Source organism: Sanguibacter sp. Z41_6, assembly GCF_059621145.1.
The window spans coordinates 108800-126502 of record NZ_JCAQIF010000003.1 but is presented as its reverse complement, the minus strand read 5'-3'; the positions used below and the strand labels follow the sequence as shown (position 1 = coordinate 126502).

Below are 17703 nucleotides of genomic sequence, written 5' to 3'. Positions count from 1 at the left end.
GACGCCCCGGGGTGGGCACGGATCCCTCGCGGTGCGCAGGACGGCTCGACGAGGCGAGGGGACGGCCGACGGCTCTGCACTCGGTAGACTGCGTGCAGAAACAACTGCACACCGGTCTCATCCATGCCCGGTGGGCTGTGGACCCGACAGGAGTGAAGTGATGGCAGCAATCACCGCGGACCAGGTGGCGAGTGCGGTGCGCCCGGCCGTCGAGGACGCCGGGCTGTTCCTCGAGGACGTGAAGGTCGCGCCGGCCGGTTCGAAGACCGTCGTCCGGATCACGCTCGACCTCCCCGAGGACGAGACAGGGTCGCTGGGTCTCGACCGCGTGGCCGAGGTGTCCCGCGTCATCTCGGACACGCTCGACGAGCGGGGCACGGTGCCCGGCGTCTACACCCTCGAGGTGTCCACGCCAGGGACCAGCCGGCCGCTGACCGAGCTGCGGCACCTCAAGCGCGCCCGCACCCGGCTCGTCACGCTGGACCTCGAGGACCGGTCGACCGTCACCGGCCGCATCGTCGAGGTCGACGGGCAGACGGTCGTGCTGGACCCGGGCGGGCGCCGGATCGATGCTGGCGCGATCCGGAGCGGTCGCGTCGAGGTCGAGCTCAAGCGTGCCGCAGAGCTCGACGAGGACGCGTTCGTCCCGCTCTCGCCCGACGACACAGACGAAGAGGCCTGACATGGACATCGACATGACCGTCCTGCGGATGCTCGAGCGCGAGAAGGACATCAGTCTCGACGTGCTCGTCTCCGCCATCGAGCAGGCCCTCGCGCTCGCGTACCAGCGCACGCCGGACGCGCACCGGACGGCACGCGTCGAGGTGGACCGGCGTTCCGGCCACGTGACCGTGTGGGCCCGCGAGGAGATCGAGACGGAGGGCGAGGCGCTGCCCGCGGCGGACGGCGAGGAGGCCCCGGCGCCGGTGGTGCGTTCGTTCGGGCCGGAGTTCGACGACACGCCGAGCAACTTCGGGCGGATCGCCACCTCGACGGCACGCCAGGTCATCCTGCAGCGCCTGCGGGACGCCGAGGACGACCAGATCCTCGGGCAGTTCCGCGGGAAGGAGGGCGAGGTCATCGCCGGCGTCATCCAGCAGGGCCACGACCCGCGCAACGTCCTCGTGGACATCGGGGGCACCGAGGCGGTGCTCGGAGCGCACGAGCAGGTGCCGACGGAGCGGTACGTCCATGGTGAGCGCCTGCGCGCGTACGTGCTCGACGTGTCCCGTGGGATGAAGGGGCCGTCGATCACCTTGAGCCGTACCCACCCCAACCTCGTCCGGAAGCTCTTCGAGCTCGAGGTGCCCGAGGTTGCCGACGGGTCCGTCGAGATCATGGCGATCGCTCGCGAGGCAGGGCACCGCACGAAGATGGCTGTCCGTGCCCGGGTGTCGGGTCTCAACGCCAAGGGTGCATGCATCGGCCCGATGGGCCAGCGCGTCCGTGCCGTGATGGCGGAGCTGCACGGCGAGAAGATCGACATCGTCGACTTCAGCGACGACCCGGCGCGGTTCGTGGCCAGCGCTCTGTCACCCGCGAACGTCAGCTCCGTCACGATCGTGGACCCGGATGCCCGGGCCGCTCGTGTGGTCGTCCCGGACTTCCAGCTCTCGCTCGCGATCGGCAAGGAGGGCCAGAATGCCCGTCTGGCCGCCAAGCTCACCGGATGGCGGATCGACATCAGGTCGGACGGTGGCGCGCCCGACGACGACGCCGCGACATCTCCCGGAGCGGAATAGGTCCCGATCTGTGGGCGGGCGCGGTAGAGTAGTGGAGTCTGGGTCGCGACTGCGAGAGTCTGCGCCTGTTCCCCTGTCGTCCAACGATGCCTCCGCTGTCTGCGAGGGGCGTGTCGGACCGGTGCGGACATGCGTGGGGTGTCGAGGTCGTGATTGCCAGGAATCTCTGGTCCGGTTCGTGATAGACCGGTCTTCGGGGGACGACGGCTCGCCGCTCGTCCTGCTGGCGGACCTGGATCGCTCCCTCCCGGGGCGTGGAGCCTGGCTCCATCCCCGGACCGTCTGTGCAGAGCTCGCGGTACGTCGCAAGGCGTTTCCTCGTGCGCTGCGCTCGGCAGTGGTCGTCGATCCGGATCAGATGAAGGAAGCGTTGGGGTCCGTGCCCCGCGTCAGCACGACACGTCGACAAGGAAGCGGGTTCGAAGCCGATGGGCGCCCGATGAGTACTCAGCGATGAGTTCCCAGTACTAACGACGGTCCTCCCTGCCTTGGGTGGACCAAGACAGGAGAGTTGTGGCTAAGGTCCGCGTCTACGAGCTCGCAAAAGAGCTCGGGGTGGAAAGCAAGACCATCATGACCAAGCTGACCGAGCTCGGTGAGTTCGTCAGGTCAGCATCATCAACCATCGAGCCCCCCGTGGTTCGCAAGCTCCGGGACGCGTTCCCGGCCCCGGCGGCAGAGAGTGCGCCCGCGAAGCCGGCTGCGCGCAAGCCTGCCGCGCCGCGGTCCGCGCAGCCCGCCGAGGCGGCGCCCGCCGAGCAGGTCCCCGCGCAGGCGTCTCCCGCGCCGGCGCCCCCCGCAGAGGCGGCTCCCACGCAGCCGACCGCGGACGCGCCAGCGCACGCTGCTCCCGCAGCAGCGCCCGCTGCCTCCGCAGAACCTGAGGCAACCCCCGCACCCGCCGCACCGGCGCCCGCTGGCCCCCGGCCGAGCGCGCCGACCCCCAAGGCTCCGCCTGCTGCGGACGCTCAGCGCGCCCCCAAGGCTCCCGGTCAGGGGTCCGGCGCACCGCGCACGGGCGCGCCGCGTCCCGGGAACAACCCGTTCGCCACGAGCCAGGGGATGCCGCGCTCCGGCGCGCCGCGTCCCGGGAACAACCCCTTCGCCACGAGCCAGGGGATGCCGCGACCGGGACAGCGTCCCGAGCGCACGGAGAACGTCAACCCCGCGGCGGCTCAGGGCAACACGTCCGAGCGGCCCGGCGGGCCCCGCCCCGCTGCTCCGCGTCCCGGCGGTCCGCGCCCCAACCCGGGCATGATGCCCGGTCGGAGTGCTGCTCCTCGTCCGGGTGACCGAGCGCCTGCGGGCGCCGGACGCCCAGGAGGCGGTGGTGGCGGCGCACGCGGCGGCTTCGCCGGCCGTCCCGGTGGCGGTGCTCCCGGTGGTGGCGGTGCGCCGGGGACGGGCGGCGGTTTCGCTGGTCGTCCCGGCGGTGGTGGCCGTCCGGGTGGCGCGGGTCGTGGAAGCACGCAGGGCGCGTTCGGTCGCGCAGGCGGCCGTCCCGTCCGTGGACGGAAGTCGAAGCGCGCGAAGCGCCAGGAGTTCGAGCAGATGCAGGCGCCGTCGCTCGGTGGCGTCCAGGTGCCCCGCGGGAACGGCAGCACCGTCGTGCGGCTGCGCCACGGCTCGTCGCTCAACGACCTCGCCGACAAGATCGACGCGAACCCCGCGAGCCTGGTCACCGTGCTGTTCCACCTCGGTGAGATGGCGACCGCGACCCAGTCCCTCGACGAGGACACGTTCGGCACGCTGGCCGCGGAGCTCGGCTACGTCATCGAGATGGTGTCGGCCGAGGAGGAAGACCGCGAGCTGCTCGGTGGCTTCGACATCGACCTCGAGGCCGAGCTGGCCGAGGAGGGCGACGAGGAGCTCGAGGCACGTCCGCCCGTCGTCACCGTCATGGGTCACGTCGACCACGGAAAGACCCGCCTGCTCGACGCGATCCGCCAGACGGACGTCGTCTCCGGGGAGGCCGGTGGCATCACGCAGCACATCGGTGCCTACCAGGTGCACCACGAGCACGAGGGCGTCGACCGTGCGCTGACCTTCATCGACACCCCGGGTCACGAGGCCTTCACGGCCATGCGTGCTCGTGGTGCCCAGGTCACCGACATCGCGATCCTCGTGGTCGCTGCGGACGACGGCGTCATGCCCCAGACGATCGAGGCGCTCAACCACGCACAGGCGGCCAACGTGCCGATCGTCGTGGCGGTGAACAAGATCGACAAGGAAGGCGCGAACCCCGACAAGGTGCGCCAGCAGCTCACGGAGTACAACCTCGTCGCGGAGGAGTACGGCGGCGACACGATGTTCGTCAACGTCTCTGCACGCCAGGGGCTGAACATCGACGAGCTGCTCGGTGCGGTGCTCCTCACGGCTGACGCCTCGCTCGACCTGCGGGCCAACCCGAACAAGGACGCTCGCGGTGTCGCCATCGAGGCGAACCTCGACAAGGGGCGCGGTGCGGTAGCGACCGTCCTCGTCCAGTCCGGGACCCTGCACGTCGGTGACTCGATCGTGGCCGGTACGGCGTACGGACGTGTCCGTGCGATGTTCGACGAGCACGGTGTGCCCGTCGAGGCGGCGACGCCGGCCCGCCCGGTCATGGTGCTCGGTCTGACATCGGTGCCGCGTGCCGGGGACACGTTCCTCGTGGCGCCCGACGACCGCACTGCTCGCCAGATCGCCGAGAAGCGTGAGGCGGCCGAGCGTGCTGCCCTCCTGGCCAAGCGCCGCAAGCGCATCAGCCTCGAGGACTTCACCCAGGCCCTTCAGCAGGGCAAGGTCGAGACCCTCAACCTCGTCCTCAAGGGCGACGTGTCCGGTGCTGTCGAGGCACTCGAGGACGCGCTGCTCAAGATCGACGTCGGCGACGAGGTCGAGCTGCGCGTCATCCACCGCGGCGTCGGCGCGATCACGCAGAACGACGTCAACCTCGCCACGGTGGACAACGCCGTGATCATCGGGTTCAACGTCAAGACGGGTGAGCGGGTGGCCGAGCTGGCTGACCGCGAGGGAGTGGACATCAAGTTCTACTCCGTCATCTACCAGGCGATCGACGACGTCGAGGCTGCGCTCAAGGGCATGCTCAAGCCCGAGTACGAGGAGGCCCAGCTGGGCACCGCGGAGGTCCGCGAGATCTTCCGCTCCTCGAAGTTCGGGAACATCGCGGGTTGCCTCGTGCGGTCCGGCACGATCCGTCGCAACACGAAGGCTCGTGTGCTGCGTGGCGGTGCCGTCGTGCAGGACAACCTCACCGTCGAGTCGCTCAAGCGGTTCAAGGACGACGCGACCGAGGTCCGTGAGGGCTACGAGTGCGGTATCGGTCTCGGGTCGTTCAACGACCTGCGGGTCGACGACGTGATCGAGACGTTCGAGATGCGCGAGAAGCCGCGCTCCTGAGCACCACCCGTGGCGGGGCGCCCACCGGCGCCCGCCACGAGCCCGCGGGGCGGGGAGGAGAGGAGTCTCCTCCCCGCCCCGCGGGCTCTCCCACACCTCCACCAGGTCCAGGAAGGAACTGACATGGTCGACCACCCGAGGGCCCGCAAGCTCGCTGAGCGCATCCAGGTCATCGTCGCGCAGATGCTCGACACGAAGATCAAGGACCCGCGTCTGGGCTTCGTCACCGTGACGGACGTCCGCGTGACGGGAGACCTGCAGAACGCGTCGGTGTTCTACACGGTGCTCGGCGACGAGGAAGCCCGGGCCGGTACCGCGGCCGCGCTCGCCAGCGCCCGCGGCGTCATCCGGTCCGAGGTCGGCAAGCAGACCGGGATCCGCCTCACGCCGACGATCGAGTTCTTCCTCGACTCGGTCCCGGAGAACGCCGCGAGCTTCGATGCCGCACTGCTCGACGCCGCGCGCCGGGACAAGGAGCTCGCCGAGCTCCGGGCCAACGCCCGCTATGCCGGCGACGAGGACCCGTACCGCAAGCCCGTCGTTGACACGGACGACGAGACGGACGTCGAGAGCCGCGAGACCGCTGACAGCGGTGACAACGAGCGGTGACCCGGCCTGACGCAGCAGGCCCGCGGCCGGACCGTGACCGTCCCACCGCGCCCGACGGATTCGTCATCGTCGACAAGCCCCAGGGGTGGACGAGCCACGACGTCGTCGGGCGCGTGCGTCGGCTCGCCGCGACGCGCAAGGTCGGGCACGCGGGGACGCTCGACCCCATGGCGACGGGTGTCCTCGTGCTGGGCATCGGCCGTGCGACGAAGCTCCTCACCTATGTCGTCGGCGAGGACAAGGAGTACCGCGCGACGATCCGCCTCGGTCAGAGCACGACGACCGACGACGCCGAGGGCGAGGTCGTCGTCGCTCGAGGTGCGCAGGGCGTGGACCGCGACGCGCTCGTCCGGTCCGTGGCCGCGCTCACCGGGTCGATCCAGCAGGTCCCCAGCGCCGTCAGTGCGATCAAGGTCGACGGGCGACGGGCATATGCGCGCGTACGCGCGGGGGAGACCGTGGAGCTCGCGGCGCGTTCCGTCACGGTCTCCCGGTTCGACATCGACGCTGTCCACGAGCGCCACGCGGACGACGATGCGGGCACGGTGGTGCTCGATCTCGACGTGACCGTGGTGTGCTCGTCGGGTACCTATGTCCGGGCGCTCGCTCGCGATCTCGGCGACGCCCTCGGGTGCGGAGGCCACCTGACGATGCTGCGCCGCACGCGGGTCGGTGGATACCTCCTCGACCATGCCGCGACGCTCGACCAGATGGCCGAGCAGGTCGACGCGGACGGCAGGCTCGCGGTCATGCCGCTGGTCGACGCCGCACGCGCGAGATTCGACGTCCGGCAGGTGACGGAGGACGAGGTGCGTGACCTCGGCCACGGCAAGCGTCTCGTCACCGGTGGCGGGCCAGAGGGCGCGCTCGTCGCAGCGGTCGCGCCCGGTGGCGAGCTCATCGCGCTCGTCCGGGAGACCGGGAAGGACGCGCGCCCTGTGCTCGTGTTCGCCCCGGCGTGAGCCGCGAGCCCGCGCCCCGGGACCCGGGCGTCGTACGGGAGTGCGGGCCAGCCGTCCTGATTCTCTCTGCCCGGACGCCCCGTGGCAGTCTTGACCCTGCGGCGAGCGGCCGCGACATCGTTCGGTAGGAGTAGGTGTGCAGCACTGGAGTGGTCTGGGCGAGGTGCCGGAAGGCTACGGCCCCTCGGTCGTGACCCTCGGGAACTTCGACGGCGTGCACCGAGGGCATGCCCTCGTCCTGTCGACGATCGTCGAGCGAGCGCGCGCCACGGGCGCCTGCGCGGTGGCGGTGACGTTCGACCCGCATCCCGCGCAGGTGCACCGTCCTGACGAGGCGCCCCCGCTCCTGTCCGGGATCGCGGACCGGCTCGAGCTGCTGGCGCAGACGGGTCTCGACGGCGTCCTCGTCCTCGAGTACACGCTCGAGCTCGCGCGCCAGACGCCGGAGGAGTTCGTCGTCCGGCACCTCGTCGAGGCGCTCCACGCCACCACGGTCGTCGTCGGACGCGACGTGCGGTTCGGTGTCGACAACTCAGGGTCTCTCGAGACGATGCGGGAGCTCGGAGACGTCTACGGCTTCGATGTCGAGGTCATCGAGGACCTCGGCCGTGCCGGGGACGCGCGATGGTCGTCGACGGCCGTCCGCGGTCTCCTTGCGTCGGGCGACGTGCGCGCAGCGGCGGAGATCCTCGGACGCGACCACTCCCTGCGGGGCGTCGTCGTGCACGGGGATGCCCGGGGCCGCGAGCTGGGCTTCCCGACGGCGAACCTCAGCCAGGACGCCGTGGGCATGGTCCCGGGGGACGGTGTCTATGCCGGGTGGATGCGGCGGCCCGCCGTCCTCGCAGCCGGCGCCGACGACGGGGTGCTGCCGGTGGCGATCTCCATCGGCACCAACCCGACGTTCGACGGCGTCGAGCGCCGGGTCGAGGCATATGTGCTGGACCGGACCGACCTCGACCTGTACGGCGAGGAGATCGTCCTCGAGTTCGTCGAGCGGTTGCGCCCGACACTGCGGTTCGACGGGCTCGAGCCGCTCGTCGCGCAGATGCACATCGACGTCGCGCAGGCACGCGAGGTGCTCGGTGTGGCCACCGCCACCGATCCCTCCGGGAGATCCCCCGCGTGACGCCGGTGGACCTGGCGTTGCGCGCCCGGGGGTTGCTCGTGGGATACGGGTCGACCCGCGTCTGTGCGCCCGTCGACCTCGAGGTCGCGCCGGGGGAGCTCGTCGCCGTGATCGGACCCAACGGCAGCGGCAAGTCGACCGTCCTGAGATCGTTCCTCGGCACGCTCGAGCCGCTCGGTGGGGACGTCGAGGTGCTCGGTCGTCCCGTGGACGAGCGTGAGCGCGAGTTCCGGGCGGCGGTTGCTGGCGTGCTCGACGCGGACGCGTACTTCCCAGGGCTCACGGTGCGGGAGCATCTCGTGCTCACTGCTCGTGGTCATGGCGTACCCGCGGCGGGTGCGCTCGTCGATGACCTGCTGGACCAGTTCGGTATCGCTGAGCAGCGGGACGTGGTCCCCCAGACACTCTCGTCGGGTCAGCGGCGACGGCTGCTCCTGGCAGCCGGGTTCGTCAGGCCGCGTCAGCTGCTGGTGCTCGACGAACCGGAGCAACGTCTCGACGTCCGGATGCGTGGCACCCTCGCTCAGATGCTCGTCGAGGAGGCGTCCGCGGGAGTCGCCGTGATCTTCGCGACGCACGACCCGACGCTCCTCGGAGCGACCGGTGCCGAGGCCCTGCACGTCGCGGACGACGTGTGTCGACGGCTCGGCAACTCGGCAGCGCTCGAGGCGCTCGAGGGCGGCGCATGACGCTGCTGCGCCCGACGCACGACCCGCAGGAGCAGCTCACCGGACGCGAGGTCCGCCAGCTGACGGCGCGGGCGGCCTCCGCCGGTGCCGACGCCGGCCCGGGTGAGCTGCTCACCAGCATCGGCTACGCGGTGGTGTCGATAGCGATCTCCATCGGCCTCGTGATCGGCATCGCCGACGTGGTGCGGGGGACCCTGACGACGGACACAGCGACGCACGGCAACCTGCCGGCGGAGACCGTAGGCCTCATCGGGATGCTCGCGCTCGTCGCGGCCGCTCTCGGTGGCGCGGTGCGCACGGGACCCGTGGGTGTGTCGTCCGCGGGCGCATCCTGGTGGCTGGCCATGCCGGTCGATCGCCACGGGCTGCTCGCCGCGAGCTTCGGGCGGGTGACCGCGACGTGGACGGTCGGCGGTGCAGCAGCGTTCGTCGTCGTCGATCGGATGACGGGCGTGGCGGACGTCCTCACTGCCGCGCTCCTCGGGGCGACGAGCGGTGCGGTCGTCGTCGCCCTCGCCGGGCTCGCTCAGCCAGCGGCCCGGTCGGTCGAGCATCTGGCGCGCTGCAGTGACGTCGCTCTGGGGGTCCTGCCCGTCACCGGCGTCGTCCTCATGCTCTCGGGGGACGCTCCCTCGGTCCCGCTGGCCGTCGAGCCGCTCCTCGTCGGCGCAGCACTCGTGTGCTCGCTCGCGCTGCTCGTCCCCTGGTGGCGACGCCTGGACCTCGTCGGCAGTGCCGTGCTCCGCGCTCGCAGCGCGGTGACCGAGCAGGTCTCGGTGGCCTTCCTCTCGCTCGACGTCCAGAGCATGGCACGGGTGCTGTCGGACGCCGTCGGAGAACGCACGACGTTCCGCAGTCGTCGCCTGACGACCGTCCGGGGACCTGTGTCGGCCCTGCTCGTCGCCGATCTCGTCCTCCTGAGCCGTCGTCCCCGCGCGGCGGCGCGGGCGCTCGGGCTCGGCGCCGTCATCCTCCTGGCGCAGCAGGTCCCGGCGATCGACGGTGGTCTCGCGCTCGTCGCGATCGTCCTGCTGGTGGCGCTCTCCGCTGCCAGCGCCGGTGCCGAGGGTGCGCGCGCCGCGGACATGGTCCCCGCGCTCGACGGCCTCCTGCCGCTCTCAGCGCGACGCACACGCCTCTCCCGCATCATCCTCCCGGGGTTGTGCGCGGCAGCCTGTCTCGCTGTGGGCCTCACGCCGGTGCTCACGGACCCCCGATGGATCCTTCTGATCGCCGCCGCGGCACCCACGTTCGGCGCCGCGGCGGTGCGCAGCGCCTACCGGGTGGCCCCGGACTGGTCCGGTCCGCTGCTGGCGACCCCGGCAGGCGCGGTCCCGACCGGTGCGTTGTCGCTCATCACGCGTGGCCCTGACGTCGCCATGCTCTGCGGTATCCCGCTCGGGGTCGCACTCGTGAACGGCGCGTCGTCCTGGACTGTCGTCGCCCTGCAGACCGGCGCGTCCGCCGTAGCGCTGGCGATCGTCAGCAGCGTGGGGGAGCCGACGAGCGGACCCGGGACGCCCGCGGAACCCTGCTAGACTTACACCGCCGTCTGAACGGCCGCGGACACAGAGAGCTCGGGTGGACATGCCCCGGAGCGCCGCGCAACGACTGACACAAGGAGAGCCGTGCCCCTCGACACTGCCACGAAGCAGCAGATCATGACCGAGTACGCCACCACCGAGGGCGACACTGGTTCACCCGAGGTCCAGATCGCGATGCTCACGCAGCGCATCAAGGACCTGACCGAGCACCTCAAGGAGCACAAGCACGACCACCACAGCCGTCGTGGTCTGCTCCTCCTCGTCGGTAAGCGCCGTCGCCTCCTGGGTTACCTGCAGAAGGTCGACATCAACCGCTACCGCAGCCTCATCGAGCGCCTCGGCCTTCGTCGCTGAGGATGCTCCTACCAGCCCGGATCCCTCGTGGGTCCGGGCTGGTTCAGTCTCACTGAACGTCCTGCACAACCCAGCACAGCACCGGTCCGCTCGTCGCCCTCGTCCGGTCCTCGGTAGTGGCTCACGGAAGCAGCGCAGACGCTGCACCAGTCCGTGGACCTCGATCGAAGACCGTCAGGTGATGGACGCGGACCCTTTGAGAAACGGAGGGCACCCGTGGAGGGTCCCGAGATTGAATTCACCGAAGCAGTGATCGACAACGGGCGCTTCGGCACCCGCACCGTCCGCTTCGAGACCGGGCGCCTCGCGCGCCAGGCCGCCGGATCGGCCGTCGCCTACCTCGACGGCGAGACCATGCTGCTGTCGGCCACGACGGTCGGCAAGCACCCCAAGGACCAGTTCGACTTCTTCCCGCTGACGGTGGACGTCGAGGAGCGGATGTACGCCGCGGGACGCATCCCCGGCTCGTTCTTCCGCCGCGAGGGACGTCCCAGCACCGAGGCGATCCTCGCGTGCCGCCTCATCGACCGTCCGCTGCGCCCCACGTTCGTCAAGGGTCTGCGCAACGAGGTCCAGGTCGTCGTGACCGTCCTCGCCATCCACCCGGACGACGCCTACGACACCCTCGCGATCAACGCCGCGTCGCTGTCGACGCAGCTCTCCGGCCTGCCCTTCTCCGGTCCCATCGGCGCTGTGCGCATCGCGCTGGTCGATGGCCAGTGGGTCGCGTTCCCGAAGTACTCCGACAAGGAGCGGGCCGTCTTCGACATGGTCGTCTCCGGCCGTGTCGTGGGCGACGACGTCGCGATCATGATGGTCGAGGCCGAGGCGACGGACAACGCGTGGAACCTCATCAAGAACGAGGGCGTCGCAGCCCCGACCGAAGAGATCGTCGCCGAGGGTCTCGAGGCGGCCAAGCCGTTCCTCAAGGCGCTCTGCGAGGCCCAGGCCGAGCTCGCGGCGAAGGCCGCGAAGCCTGTCCAGGAGTTCCCGCTCTTCCTCGACTACCAGGACGACGCCTACGCCGCCATCGAGGCGGAGGTCTCCAACGACCTCGCCCAGGCGCTGACGATCGGCGACAAGCAGGCACGCGAGGCTCGTCTCGACGAGATCAAGGCCGCTGCGATCGGCCGGCTGCAGGACGGCTTCGACGGCCGCGAGAAGGAGCTGTCGGCCGCGGTCCGCGCCGTGACGAAGAAGCTCGTGCGTCAGCGTGTGCTCACGGACGGCGTCCGCATGGACGGCCGCGGGCTCGCGGACATCCGCACCCTCTCCGCCGAGGTCGAGGTTCTCCCGCGCGTCCACGGCTCCGCGATCTTCGAGCGTGGCGAGACCCAGATCATGGGCGTCACGACGCTCAACATGCTCCGCATGGAGCAGCAGATCGACTCGCTCGGCCCGGAGACGCGCAAGCGGTACATGCACAACTACAACTTCCCGCCGTACTCGACCGGTGAGACCGGCCGCGTGGGCAGCCCCAAGCGTCGCGAGATCGGCCACGGCGCACTGGCGGAGCGGGCTCTCATGCCCGTCCTGCCGTCCCGCGAGGAGTTCCCCTACGCGATCCGCCAGGTCTCCGAGGCGCTCGGGTCCAACGGCTCGACGTCGATGGGCTCTGTCTGCGCCTCGACCCTCTCGCTCCTCAACGCCGGTGTGCCGCTGCGCGCCCCGGTCGCGGGCATCGCGATGGGACTCATCTCCGACACCGTCGACGGGAAGCCGCGCTACGCGGCCCTGACGGACATCCTCGGAGCTGAGGACGCCTTCGGTGACATGGACTTCAAGGTTGCCGGTACGCGCGAGTTCATCACCGCGATCCAGCTCGACACCAAGCTCGACGGCATCCCCGCCTCGGTGCTCGGTGGCGCGCTCACGCAGGCGCGTGACGCCCGCTTCGCGATCCTCGACGTCCTCAACGAGGCCATCGACGTGCCCGACGAGATGTCACCGCACGCCCCGCGCGTCATCGCGGTGCAGGTCCCGATCGACAAGATCGGTGAGGTCATCGGCCCGAAGGGCAAGATGATCAACCAGATCCAGGAGGAGACCGGCGCGGACATCTCCATCGAGGACGACGGCACCGTCTACATCGGTGCGGTCGACGGCCCGTCCGCCGAGGCCGCGCGCGCGGCGATCAACGCGATCGCCAACCCGCACGTCCCCGAGATCGGTGAGCGCTTCGTGGGAACGGTCGTCAAGACGACGTCCTTCGGTGCGTTCATCTCCCTCTCCCCGGGCAAGGACGGACTGCTGCACATCAGCCAGATCCGCAAGCTCGTCGGTGGCAAGCGTGTCGAGAACGTCGAGGACGTCCTGTCGATCGGCCAGAAGGTCCAGGTCGAGATCGGTGAGGTCGACCCCCGTGGGAAGCTCTCGCTGCACGCCGTCGTCGAGGAGACCGCGGACGCCTCGGGCGAGGGGACCAGCACCGAGCAGGCTGACGCCTGACGTGCCCTGGAACCTTCCGCTCCACCCCTCCGGTGCGCCGGAGAACGAGCTGACTGCCGGGCAGGACGGTGCGACGATCCGTCGTTCCGTCCTGCCCGGCGGGGTTCGGGTGCTCACCGAGCACATGCCTGGCCTGCGGTCCGCGACCGTCGGCGCGTGGGTGGGTGTCGGCTCGCGGGACGAGACGAGCGGTCACCACGGCTCGACGCACTTCCTCGAGCACCTGCTGTTCAAGGGCACCCAGCGTCGGTCGGCGATGGACATCGCCGAGGCCTTCGACGCCGTCGGTGGCGAGGCGAACGCGGGCACCGGGAAGGAGCACACGGTCTACTACGCCCGTGTGCTCGACTCCGACCTGCCCATGGCGGTCGACGTCATCACCGACATGATCACCTCGGCGCGGATCGACGAGGACGAGCTCGAGACCGAACGCGGGGTCATCCTCGAAGAGCTCGCCATGAACGACGACGACCCGTCGGACGTCGTCCACGAGGAGTTCGCGTCCGCGGTCCTCGCTGGGCACGCGCTCGGACGTCCGATCGGCGGGACGCCCGAGGCCATCCGTGCGGTGCCGCGTGAGGCCGTGTGGGAGCACTACCAGTGGCACTACCGTCCCGAGACGCTCGTCGTCTCCGCCGCGGGCGGCGTGGACCACGACGTGCTGTGCGCGCAGGTGTCCGAGGCGCTCGTGGCCGGGGGCTGGAACCTCGCGGACGGGGCCGTTCCCCGAGAGCGCCGCGACGCGAGCGACCTGCTCGGGCTAGGGACGGTCCCGGTCGAACGGACCATCCGCCGCAGCGTCGAGCAGGCGAACGTCATCGTCGGTTCGACAGGCCTCTCGGCGACGGACGAGCGCCGGTTCATCCTCTCGGTGCTCAGTGCCGTGCTCGGCGGCGGCATGTCCTCCCGTCTGTTCCAGGAGATCCGTGAGAAGCGCGGTCTCGCGTACTCCACCTACTCCTTCGCGTCAGGTCATGGGGGTACGGGCACGTTCGGGCTCTACGCGGGATGCGCGCCCGCGAAGATCGACGAGGTGACCGCTCTCCTCGGCACCGAGCTCGAGCGGCTCGCCGATTCCGGGATCACGGCCGCAGAGCTCAGCCGGAGCATCGGCCAGCTGTCCGGTGGGCTCGTCCTCGGCCTCGAGGACACAGGGTCCCGCATGAGCCGGCTCGGCAAGGCCGACCTCGTGCACGGTGAGCTGCTCGGCATCGCCGAGACGCTGGAGCGGATCCGTGCCGTGACGGCCGACGAGGTCCAGTCGCTCGCGAAGGACCTCGCGTCACGCGCCCGGTCGATCGTGCGCGTGGGGCCGTTCGAGGACTGAGGATCGGGTGCTGGGATTCGTCACGGGGATCGGCCTGGCGGGTGCGGCGGGCCTCAACGCCTACATCCCGCTCATCCTCGTGGGGGTCCTGGCGCGGTTCACCTCGTTCGTCGCCCTGCCTGATGCGTGGGCATGGCTCACGGACGGCTGGCTGCTCAGCGGGCTCGCGGTGCTCCTCGTCGTCGAGGTCGTGGCAGACAAGATCCCCGCTGTCGACTCCGTCAACGACGTCGTGCAGACCGTGGTGCGGCCGGGTGCCGGGGGAGTGGTCTTCGGCGCCGGCTCGTCGTCGCGCACGTTCGCCGTGGACGACGCCGCGGACGTGCTCGCCACCGAGCGCTGGGTCCCGGTGGTCGTCGGACTGCTCATCGCCCTCGGCGTGCACCTGCTGAAGTCGAGCATCCGTCCCGTCGTCAACGTCCTCACCCTCGGGATCGGGGGTGCCGTCGTGAGTGTGGCGGAGGACGGTGCCTCTGTCGGCCTCACGGTGCTGGCCGTCCTCGCACCCGTGATCGCGGTCCTCGTCCTCGTGCTCGGCGTGGTCGTGGCGGTCCGGTTCTGGCGGCAGCGAGCCCGCGCCCGACCACCGGGCGCCGCGGTCGGCTAACGCGCGACGAGGCGTGCCCCCGACGCGCCGAGCCTGTGACGCGACGCGGCGACCGCGACGGCAGCGCCCGCAAGAACGGGTACCGATGGCGGCTCGGCCGAGATCACGGCGGTGACGACGAGGACCACGACGCCCGTACCGACGAGGACGGCGGCCTGGCGCGGTCCGTCGGCACAGGTCCAGGCGACCGCTACCGCCAGCAGGGCGACGGCGAACGTGCCCGACTGCAGCCCGTACCAGTCGACGTCGTACCACCCCATGACGAGTCCGAGCCCCCCGACCGTCGAGAGACCGACGAGGCCGACGAGGCTCACGACCGCGACGAGCGCGACGGCAGAGCCAGCGCGGGCGAGGTCGGTCCCGACGCCCGAGGGGACGACGTGGACCTCGCGCGGCGGGGTGCTCCTCTCCGGCGCCTGGCGGCGATGGATGTCCAGAGCGACGGCGGTGGGACCTGACCACAGCGCGAGCAGGAGCACCGCGGGCCCCCCGAGGATGACGAGGACCGAGGTGGTGCCCCCGAGCCCCGCGGGACCAGGTCCGACGAGGCCGGGCCAGCCCAGCCAGAAAGGTGTCCACGCGTCGGCCGGCCCTGCGACGAGAGCACCCCAGACGAGTACGCACCAGAGGGCGAGAAGTCCGCTGACGCCGACCGGGAATGCCCACCAGCGCGTCCCACGGTGCAGTGCACCGAGCGCTGCTGCGCTCGCCAGCAGGCTGAGAGCGAGGACGTCTCCCAGGAACGGGGTGAGGAGATCCCGCGCGCTCCACGGGTCGGTCTGCCCGAGGTGCTCGGAGAAGGAGTCGAGGTACGCGAGGGAGGTGTAGCACACGGTTGCCACGGCGGAGGCGACCACCGAGCTCGCCGCAAGGATGCTCGTCCGTCGCCGTGCCCTCCTCGGTGCCATGTGCGGCGTATCGGCAGTGCTGGCGCTGATCTTGAGTCTCTCGTCGTGCGTGCCGGAGCGCACCGGCGAGGTGCAGGTCCGTCGCGGGGCACCGGATAAGATCGGCCGGTGATCCCAGCCGCCTGTGCCCCCGACCCCGCCTCTGACCCCGACGCTGCCGCCGGCTCCGCATCTGCGGCCGGCCCGCAGGCCCGACGGCTGCGGGTCGCTGTTCTCGGGGCGGCTGGTCGGATGGGCAGGACGGTCTGCGCCGCGGTGGACGCCGCGCCGGATCTCGAGCTCGTGGCACGGTACGACGCGGGCGACGACTTCTCGGTCGTCGCGACCAGCGGCGCTGACGTCGCCGTGGACTTCACCGTCCCCGGCGTGACGGAGTCCAACGTCCATGCTCTCCTCGACGCGGGGATCCACGCTGTCGTCGGGACGACCGGGTGGGACGACGCGAGCCGTGCGCGCGTCGCCGCGCACCTCGCGGAACCGGCGACCGCGCGGGCGGGTCTCGGTGTGCTCATCGCCCCGAACTTCGGGCTCAGCGCGGTGCTCGCGATGACGTTCGCCGCCCGCGCTGCGAGGTACTTCGAGTCGGCCGAGGTCATCGAGCTGCACCACCCGGACAAGGTCGACGCGCCGAGCGGCACCGCGCGGCACACGGCCGCAGCGATCGCCGCGGCCCGGCGCGAGGTCGGTATCGCCGAGAGCCCCGACGCCACGCAGACCGGCTTCGAGGCGCGGGGCGCCGACGTCGACGGGGTGCGGGTGCACGCCGTGCGGCTCCGCGGCCTCGTCGCCCACGAGGAGATCCTCTTCGGCAACCCCGGGGAGCAGCTGACCATCCGTCAGGACTCCTTCGATCGCGTGTCCTTCATGCCCGGCGTCCTCCTCGCCGTGCGCGAGGTCGTCTCGAGACCGGGGTTGACCGTCGGCCTCGAGAATGTGCTCGACCTCTCGTGAGCGTCGGCCGCCGGCGGGCGCTGAGCATCGTCGGGCTCGTTGCGCTGGTCCTCGTCCTGCTCGTCTTCTGCTGGCAGATCGTCGGGTACGCCCGTGCACTCATCGGGACCGGCGAGACCGCTGCGGTGGGCATGGGAGTCGCAGCGTTGGTGTTCCCCGTGCTCGCCGTCGGGCTGTTCGTCCGGGAGTGGCAGCTGGCCAGGACCGTGCAGCGGATGGCCGACGCGCTCGCGGCGCGTGGGGAGCTGCCGGTGGACGACCTTCCACGCTCCCCGGGCGGTCGCATCGACCGTGAGGCCGCGGACGCGGCGTTCCCGGGCGCCCGGGCCGCCGTCGAGGACGCGCCGGAGAGCTGGGCGGCCTGGTACAACCTCGCCTTCGCCTACGACGCGGCGCGCGACCGCAAGCAGGCGCGCGCCTGCCTGCGCAGGGCGGCCTCCCTCTACCGGGCCGACCGCCGCGGACAGCCCTAGATCGCCGCGGACCACCGGGCCTCGCGCACGTCGCGGACACCGGTCGCGAGCGTCCTCACCCGACCGTCCGGACCGAGGCCCGCGCCGGCCAGGAACTGCTCACGCCCGAGGTCGCCGTCGAGCACCCATGTGGCGACCGACGTGGCGCCGTCGCTGCGCAACCGGTCGACCGCGGCGGAGAGCAGCCGTGACCCGTGCCCCGCCCGTCGTGCCTGCGGGCGCACCTCGAGCGCGACGAGCTGGCCCGGGCTCACCGCGGCGAACCCGACGACGTCCGCCCGCTCGCAGGCGACGAGCACCGCGAAGCCCGGCCCGGGAGGTGCGGTGATGGCCGCACCCCACTGCTGCCGCATGCGATCCAGGTCGAGGGCGTCGAGCGTGGGGGTGCCGAGCACCTCACCGTGCGACGTCCGCCAGGCGGTGAGCTGGATGTCACCGAGGGCCACCTCGTCGCCGGGGACCGCAGGGCGCACCGAGACGTCGGCGGATTCGCTGAAGAGAGCCATGTGTCGACCCTACCGGCGCAGCACCCGAGAACCTCGGCCACCGGGGCCACCG

17 protein-coding genes are annotated in these 17703 nt (G+C 71.2%); 15 read left to right on the top strand and 2 right to left on the bottom strand.

Annotated features, from left to right (window positions below):
* The first annotated feature begins 160 nt into the window (after positions 1-160).
* The 13 genes from rimP to AC54T1_RS08110 all read left to right on the top strand — a co-directional run bounded on the left by rimP (position 161) and on the right by AC54T1_RS08110 (position 14813).
* A complete protein-coding gene (rimP, locus tag AC54T1_RS08170) occupies positions 161-682 on the top strand; it encodes a ribosome maturation factor RimP (protein ID WP_484345283.1) in 522 nt (173 codons plus the stop codon).
* Between the two features lies 1 nt (position 683).
* Positions 684-1742: a transcription termination factor NusA gene (gene nusA / locus AC54T1_RS08165; protein WP_496911630.1), complete on the top strand. Its 1059-nt coding sequence runs from the start codon at positions 684-686 to the stop codon at positions 1740-1742.
* Entirely contained in the window at positions 1642-2199 is a 558-nt protein-coding gene (locus AC54T1_RS08160; RefSeq protein WP_484345285.1) for a YlxR family protein, read from the top strand. Before nusA ends, AC54T1_RS08160 begins: the two co-directional genes overlap by 101 nt.
* A 56-nt stretch (positions 2200-2255) precedes the next feature.
* Positions 2256-5144 (top strand): translation initiation factor IF-2, encoded by a 2889-nt coding sequence (gene infB, locus AC54T1_RS08155; protein WP_496911629.1) that lies wholly within the window; start codon positions 2256-2258, stop codon positions 5142-5144.
* Between the two features lie 123 nt (positions 5145-5267).
* Positions 5268-5753 (top strand): 30S ribosome-binding factor RbfA, encoded by a 486-nt coding sequence (gene rbfA, locus AC54T1_RS08150; RefSeq protein WP_484345287.1) that lies wholly within the window; start codon positions 5268-5270, stop codon positions 5751-5753.
* Positions 5750-6715: a tRNA pseudouridine(55) synthase TruB gene (gene truB, locus AC54T1_RS08145; RefSeq protein WP_496911628.1), complete on the top strand. Its 966-nt coding sequence runs from the start codon at positions 5750-5752 to the stop codon at positions 6713-6715. The genes rbfA and truB overlap by 4 nt, the downstream gene beginning before the upstream one ends.
* 136 nt (positions 6716-6851) lie before the next feature.
* Positions 6852-7844 (top strand): bifunctional riboflavin kinase/FAD synthetase, encoded by a 993-nt coding sequence (locus AC54T1_RS08140; protein ID WP_496911627.1) that lies wholly within the window; start codon positions 6852-6854, stop codon positions 7842-7844.
* Complete coding sequence (locus AC54T1_RS08135) at positions 7841-8533, top strand: ABC transporter ATP-binding protein (protein ID WP_484345290.1); 693 nt, start codon at positions 7841-7843, stop codon at positions 8531-8533. The genes AC54T1_RS08140 and AC54T1_RS08135 overlap by 4 nt, the downstream gene beginning before the upstream one ends.
* Positions 8530-10071 (top strand): DUF6297 family protein, encoded by a 1542-nt coding sequence (locus AC54T1_RS08130; protein ID WP_496911626.1) that lies wholly within the window; start codon positions 8530-8532, stop codon positions 10069-10071. Before AC54T1_RS08135 ends, AC54T1_RS08130 begins: the two co-directional genes overlap by 4 nt.
* 90 nt (positions 10072-10161) lie before the next feature.
* Positions 10162-10431, top strand: coding sequence for a 30S ribosomal protein S15 (rpsO, locus tag AC54T1_RS08125; protein WP_484345292.1), 270 nt, complete (start codon positions 10162-10164; stop codon positions 10429-10431).
* Positions 10432-10647: 216 nt separating this feature from the next.
* Entirely contained in the window at positions 10648-12879 is a 2232-nt protein-coding gene (locus tag AC54T1_RS08120) for a polyribonucleotide nucleotidyltransferase (RefSeq protein ID WP_496911625.1), read from the top strand.
* A 1-nt stretch (position 12880) separates the two neighbouring features.
* On the top strand, positions 12881-14206 hold the full coding sequence (locus tag AC54T1_RS08115) for a M16 family metallopeptidase (protein WP_484345294.1): 1326 nt from the start codon (positions 12881-12883) through the stop codon (positions 14204-14206).
* Between the two features lie 7 nt (positions 14207-14213).
* Positions 14214-14813, top strand: coding sequence for a DUF4126 domain-containing protein (locus AC54T1_RS08110; protein WP_496911624.1), 600 nt, complete (start codon positions 14214-14216; stop codon positions 14811-14813).
* Here AC54T1_RS08110 and AC54T1_RS08105 read toward each other — a convergent pair.
* Positions 14810-15721 carry a hypothetical protein gene (locus AC54T1_RS08105; RefSeq protein ID WP_496911623.1) on the bottom strand — a complete coding sequence of 304 codons (912 nt, stop codon included), beginning with the start codon at positions 15719-15721 and terminating at the stop codon, positions 14810-14812. The two genes, AC54T1_RS08110 and AC54T1_RS08105, sit on opposite strands and share 4 nt — an antisense overlap.
* Positions 15722-15919: 198 nt before the next feature.
* Between AC54T1_RS08105 and dapB the strand changes: the two genes are divergently transcribed.
* Positions 15920-16672 (top strand): 4-hydroxy-tetrahydrodipicolinate reductase, encoded by a 753-nt coding sequence (dapB, locus tag AC54T1_RS08100; protein ID WP_496911859.1) that lies wholly within the window; start codon positions 15920-15922, stop codon positions 16670-16672.
* Positions 16669-17145, top strand: a complete 477-nt coding sequence (locus tag AC54T1_RS08095) for a hypothetical protein (RefSeq protein ID WP_484345297.1) — start codon at positions 16669-16671, stop codon at positions 17143-17145. Before dapB ends, AC54T1_RS08095 begins: the two co-directional genes overlap by 4 nt.
* On the opposite strand, the gene AC54T1_RS08090 is transcribed toward AC54T1_RS08095, so the two are convergent.
* The gene (locus tag AC54T1_RS08090) at positions 17142-17651 is read right to left on the bottom strand and encodes a GNAT family N-acetyltransferase (protein ID WP_484345298.1); all 510 of its coding nucleotides are present in this window, start codon (positions 17649-17651) and stop codon (positions 17142-17144) included. The genes AC54T1_RS08095 and AC54T1_RS08090 overlap by 4 nt on opposite strands.
* Positions 17652-17703 lie beyond the last annotated feature (52 nt).

Bases quoted from the DNA above. Each gene is read 5' to 3' on its own strand.
- AC54T1_RS08105 (WP_496911623.1), bottom strand. From the start codon at position 15,721: ATGGCACCGAGGAGGGCACGGCGACGGACGAGCATCCTTGCGGCGAGC.
- AC54T1_RS08090 (WP_484345298.1), bottom strand. From the start codon at position 17,651: ATGGCTCTCTTCAGCGAATCCGCCGACGTCTCGGTGCGCCCTGCGGTC.
- AC54T1_RS08130 (WP_496911626.1), top strand. From the start codon at position 8,530: ATGACGCTGCTGCGCCCGACGCACGACCCGCAGGAGCAGCTCACCGGA.
- nusA (WP_496911630.1), top strand. From the start codon at position 684: ATGGACATCGACATGACCGTCCTGCGGATGCTCGAGCGCGAGAAGGAC.
- rbfA (WP_484345287.1), top strand. From the start codon at position 5,268: ATGGTCGACCACCCGAGGGCCCGCAAGCTCGCTGAGCGCATCCAGGTC.
- AC54T1_RS08160 (WP_484345285.1), top strand. From the start codon at position 1,642: ATGCCCGTCTGGCCGCCAAGCTCACCGGATGGCGGATCGACATCAGGT.
- rimP (WP_484345283.1), top strand. From the start codon at position 161: ATGGCAGCAATCACCGCGGACCAGGTGGCGAGTGCGGTGCGCCCGGCC.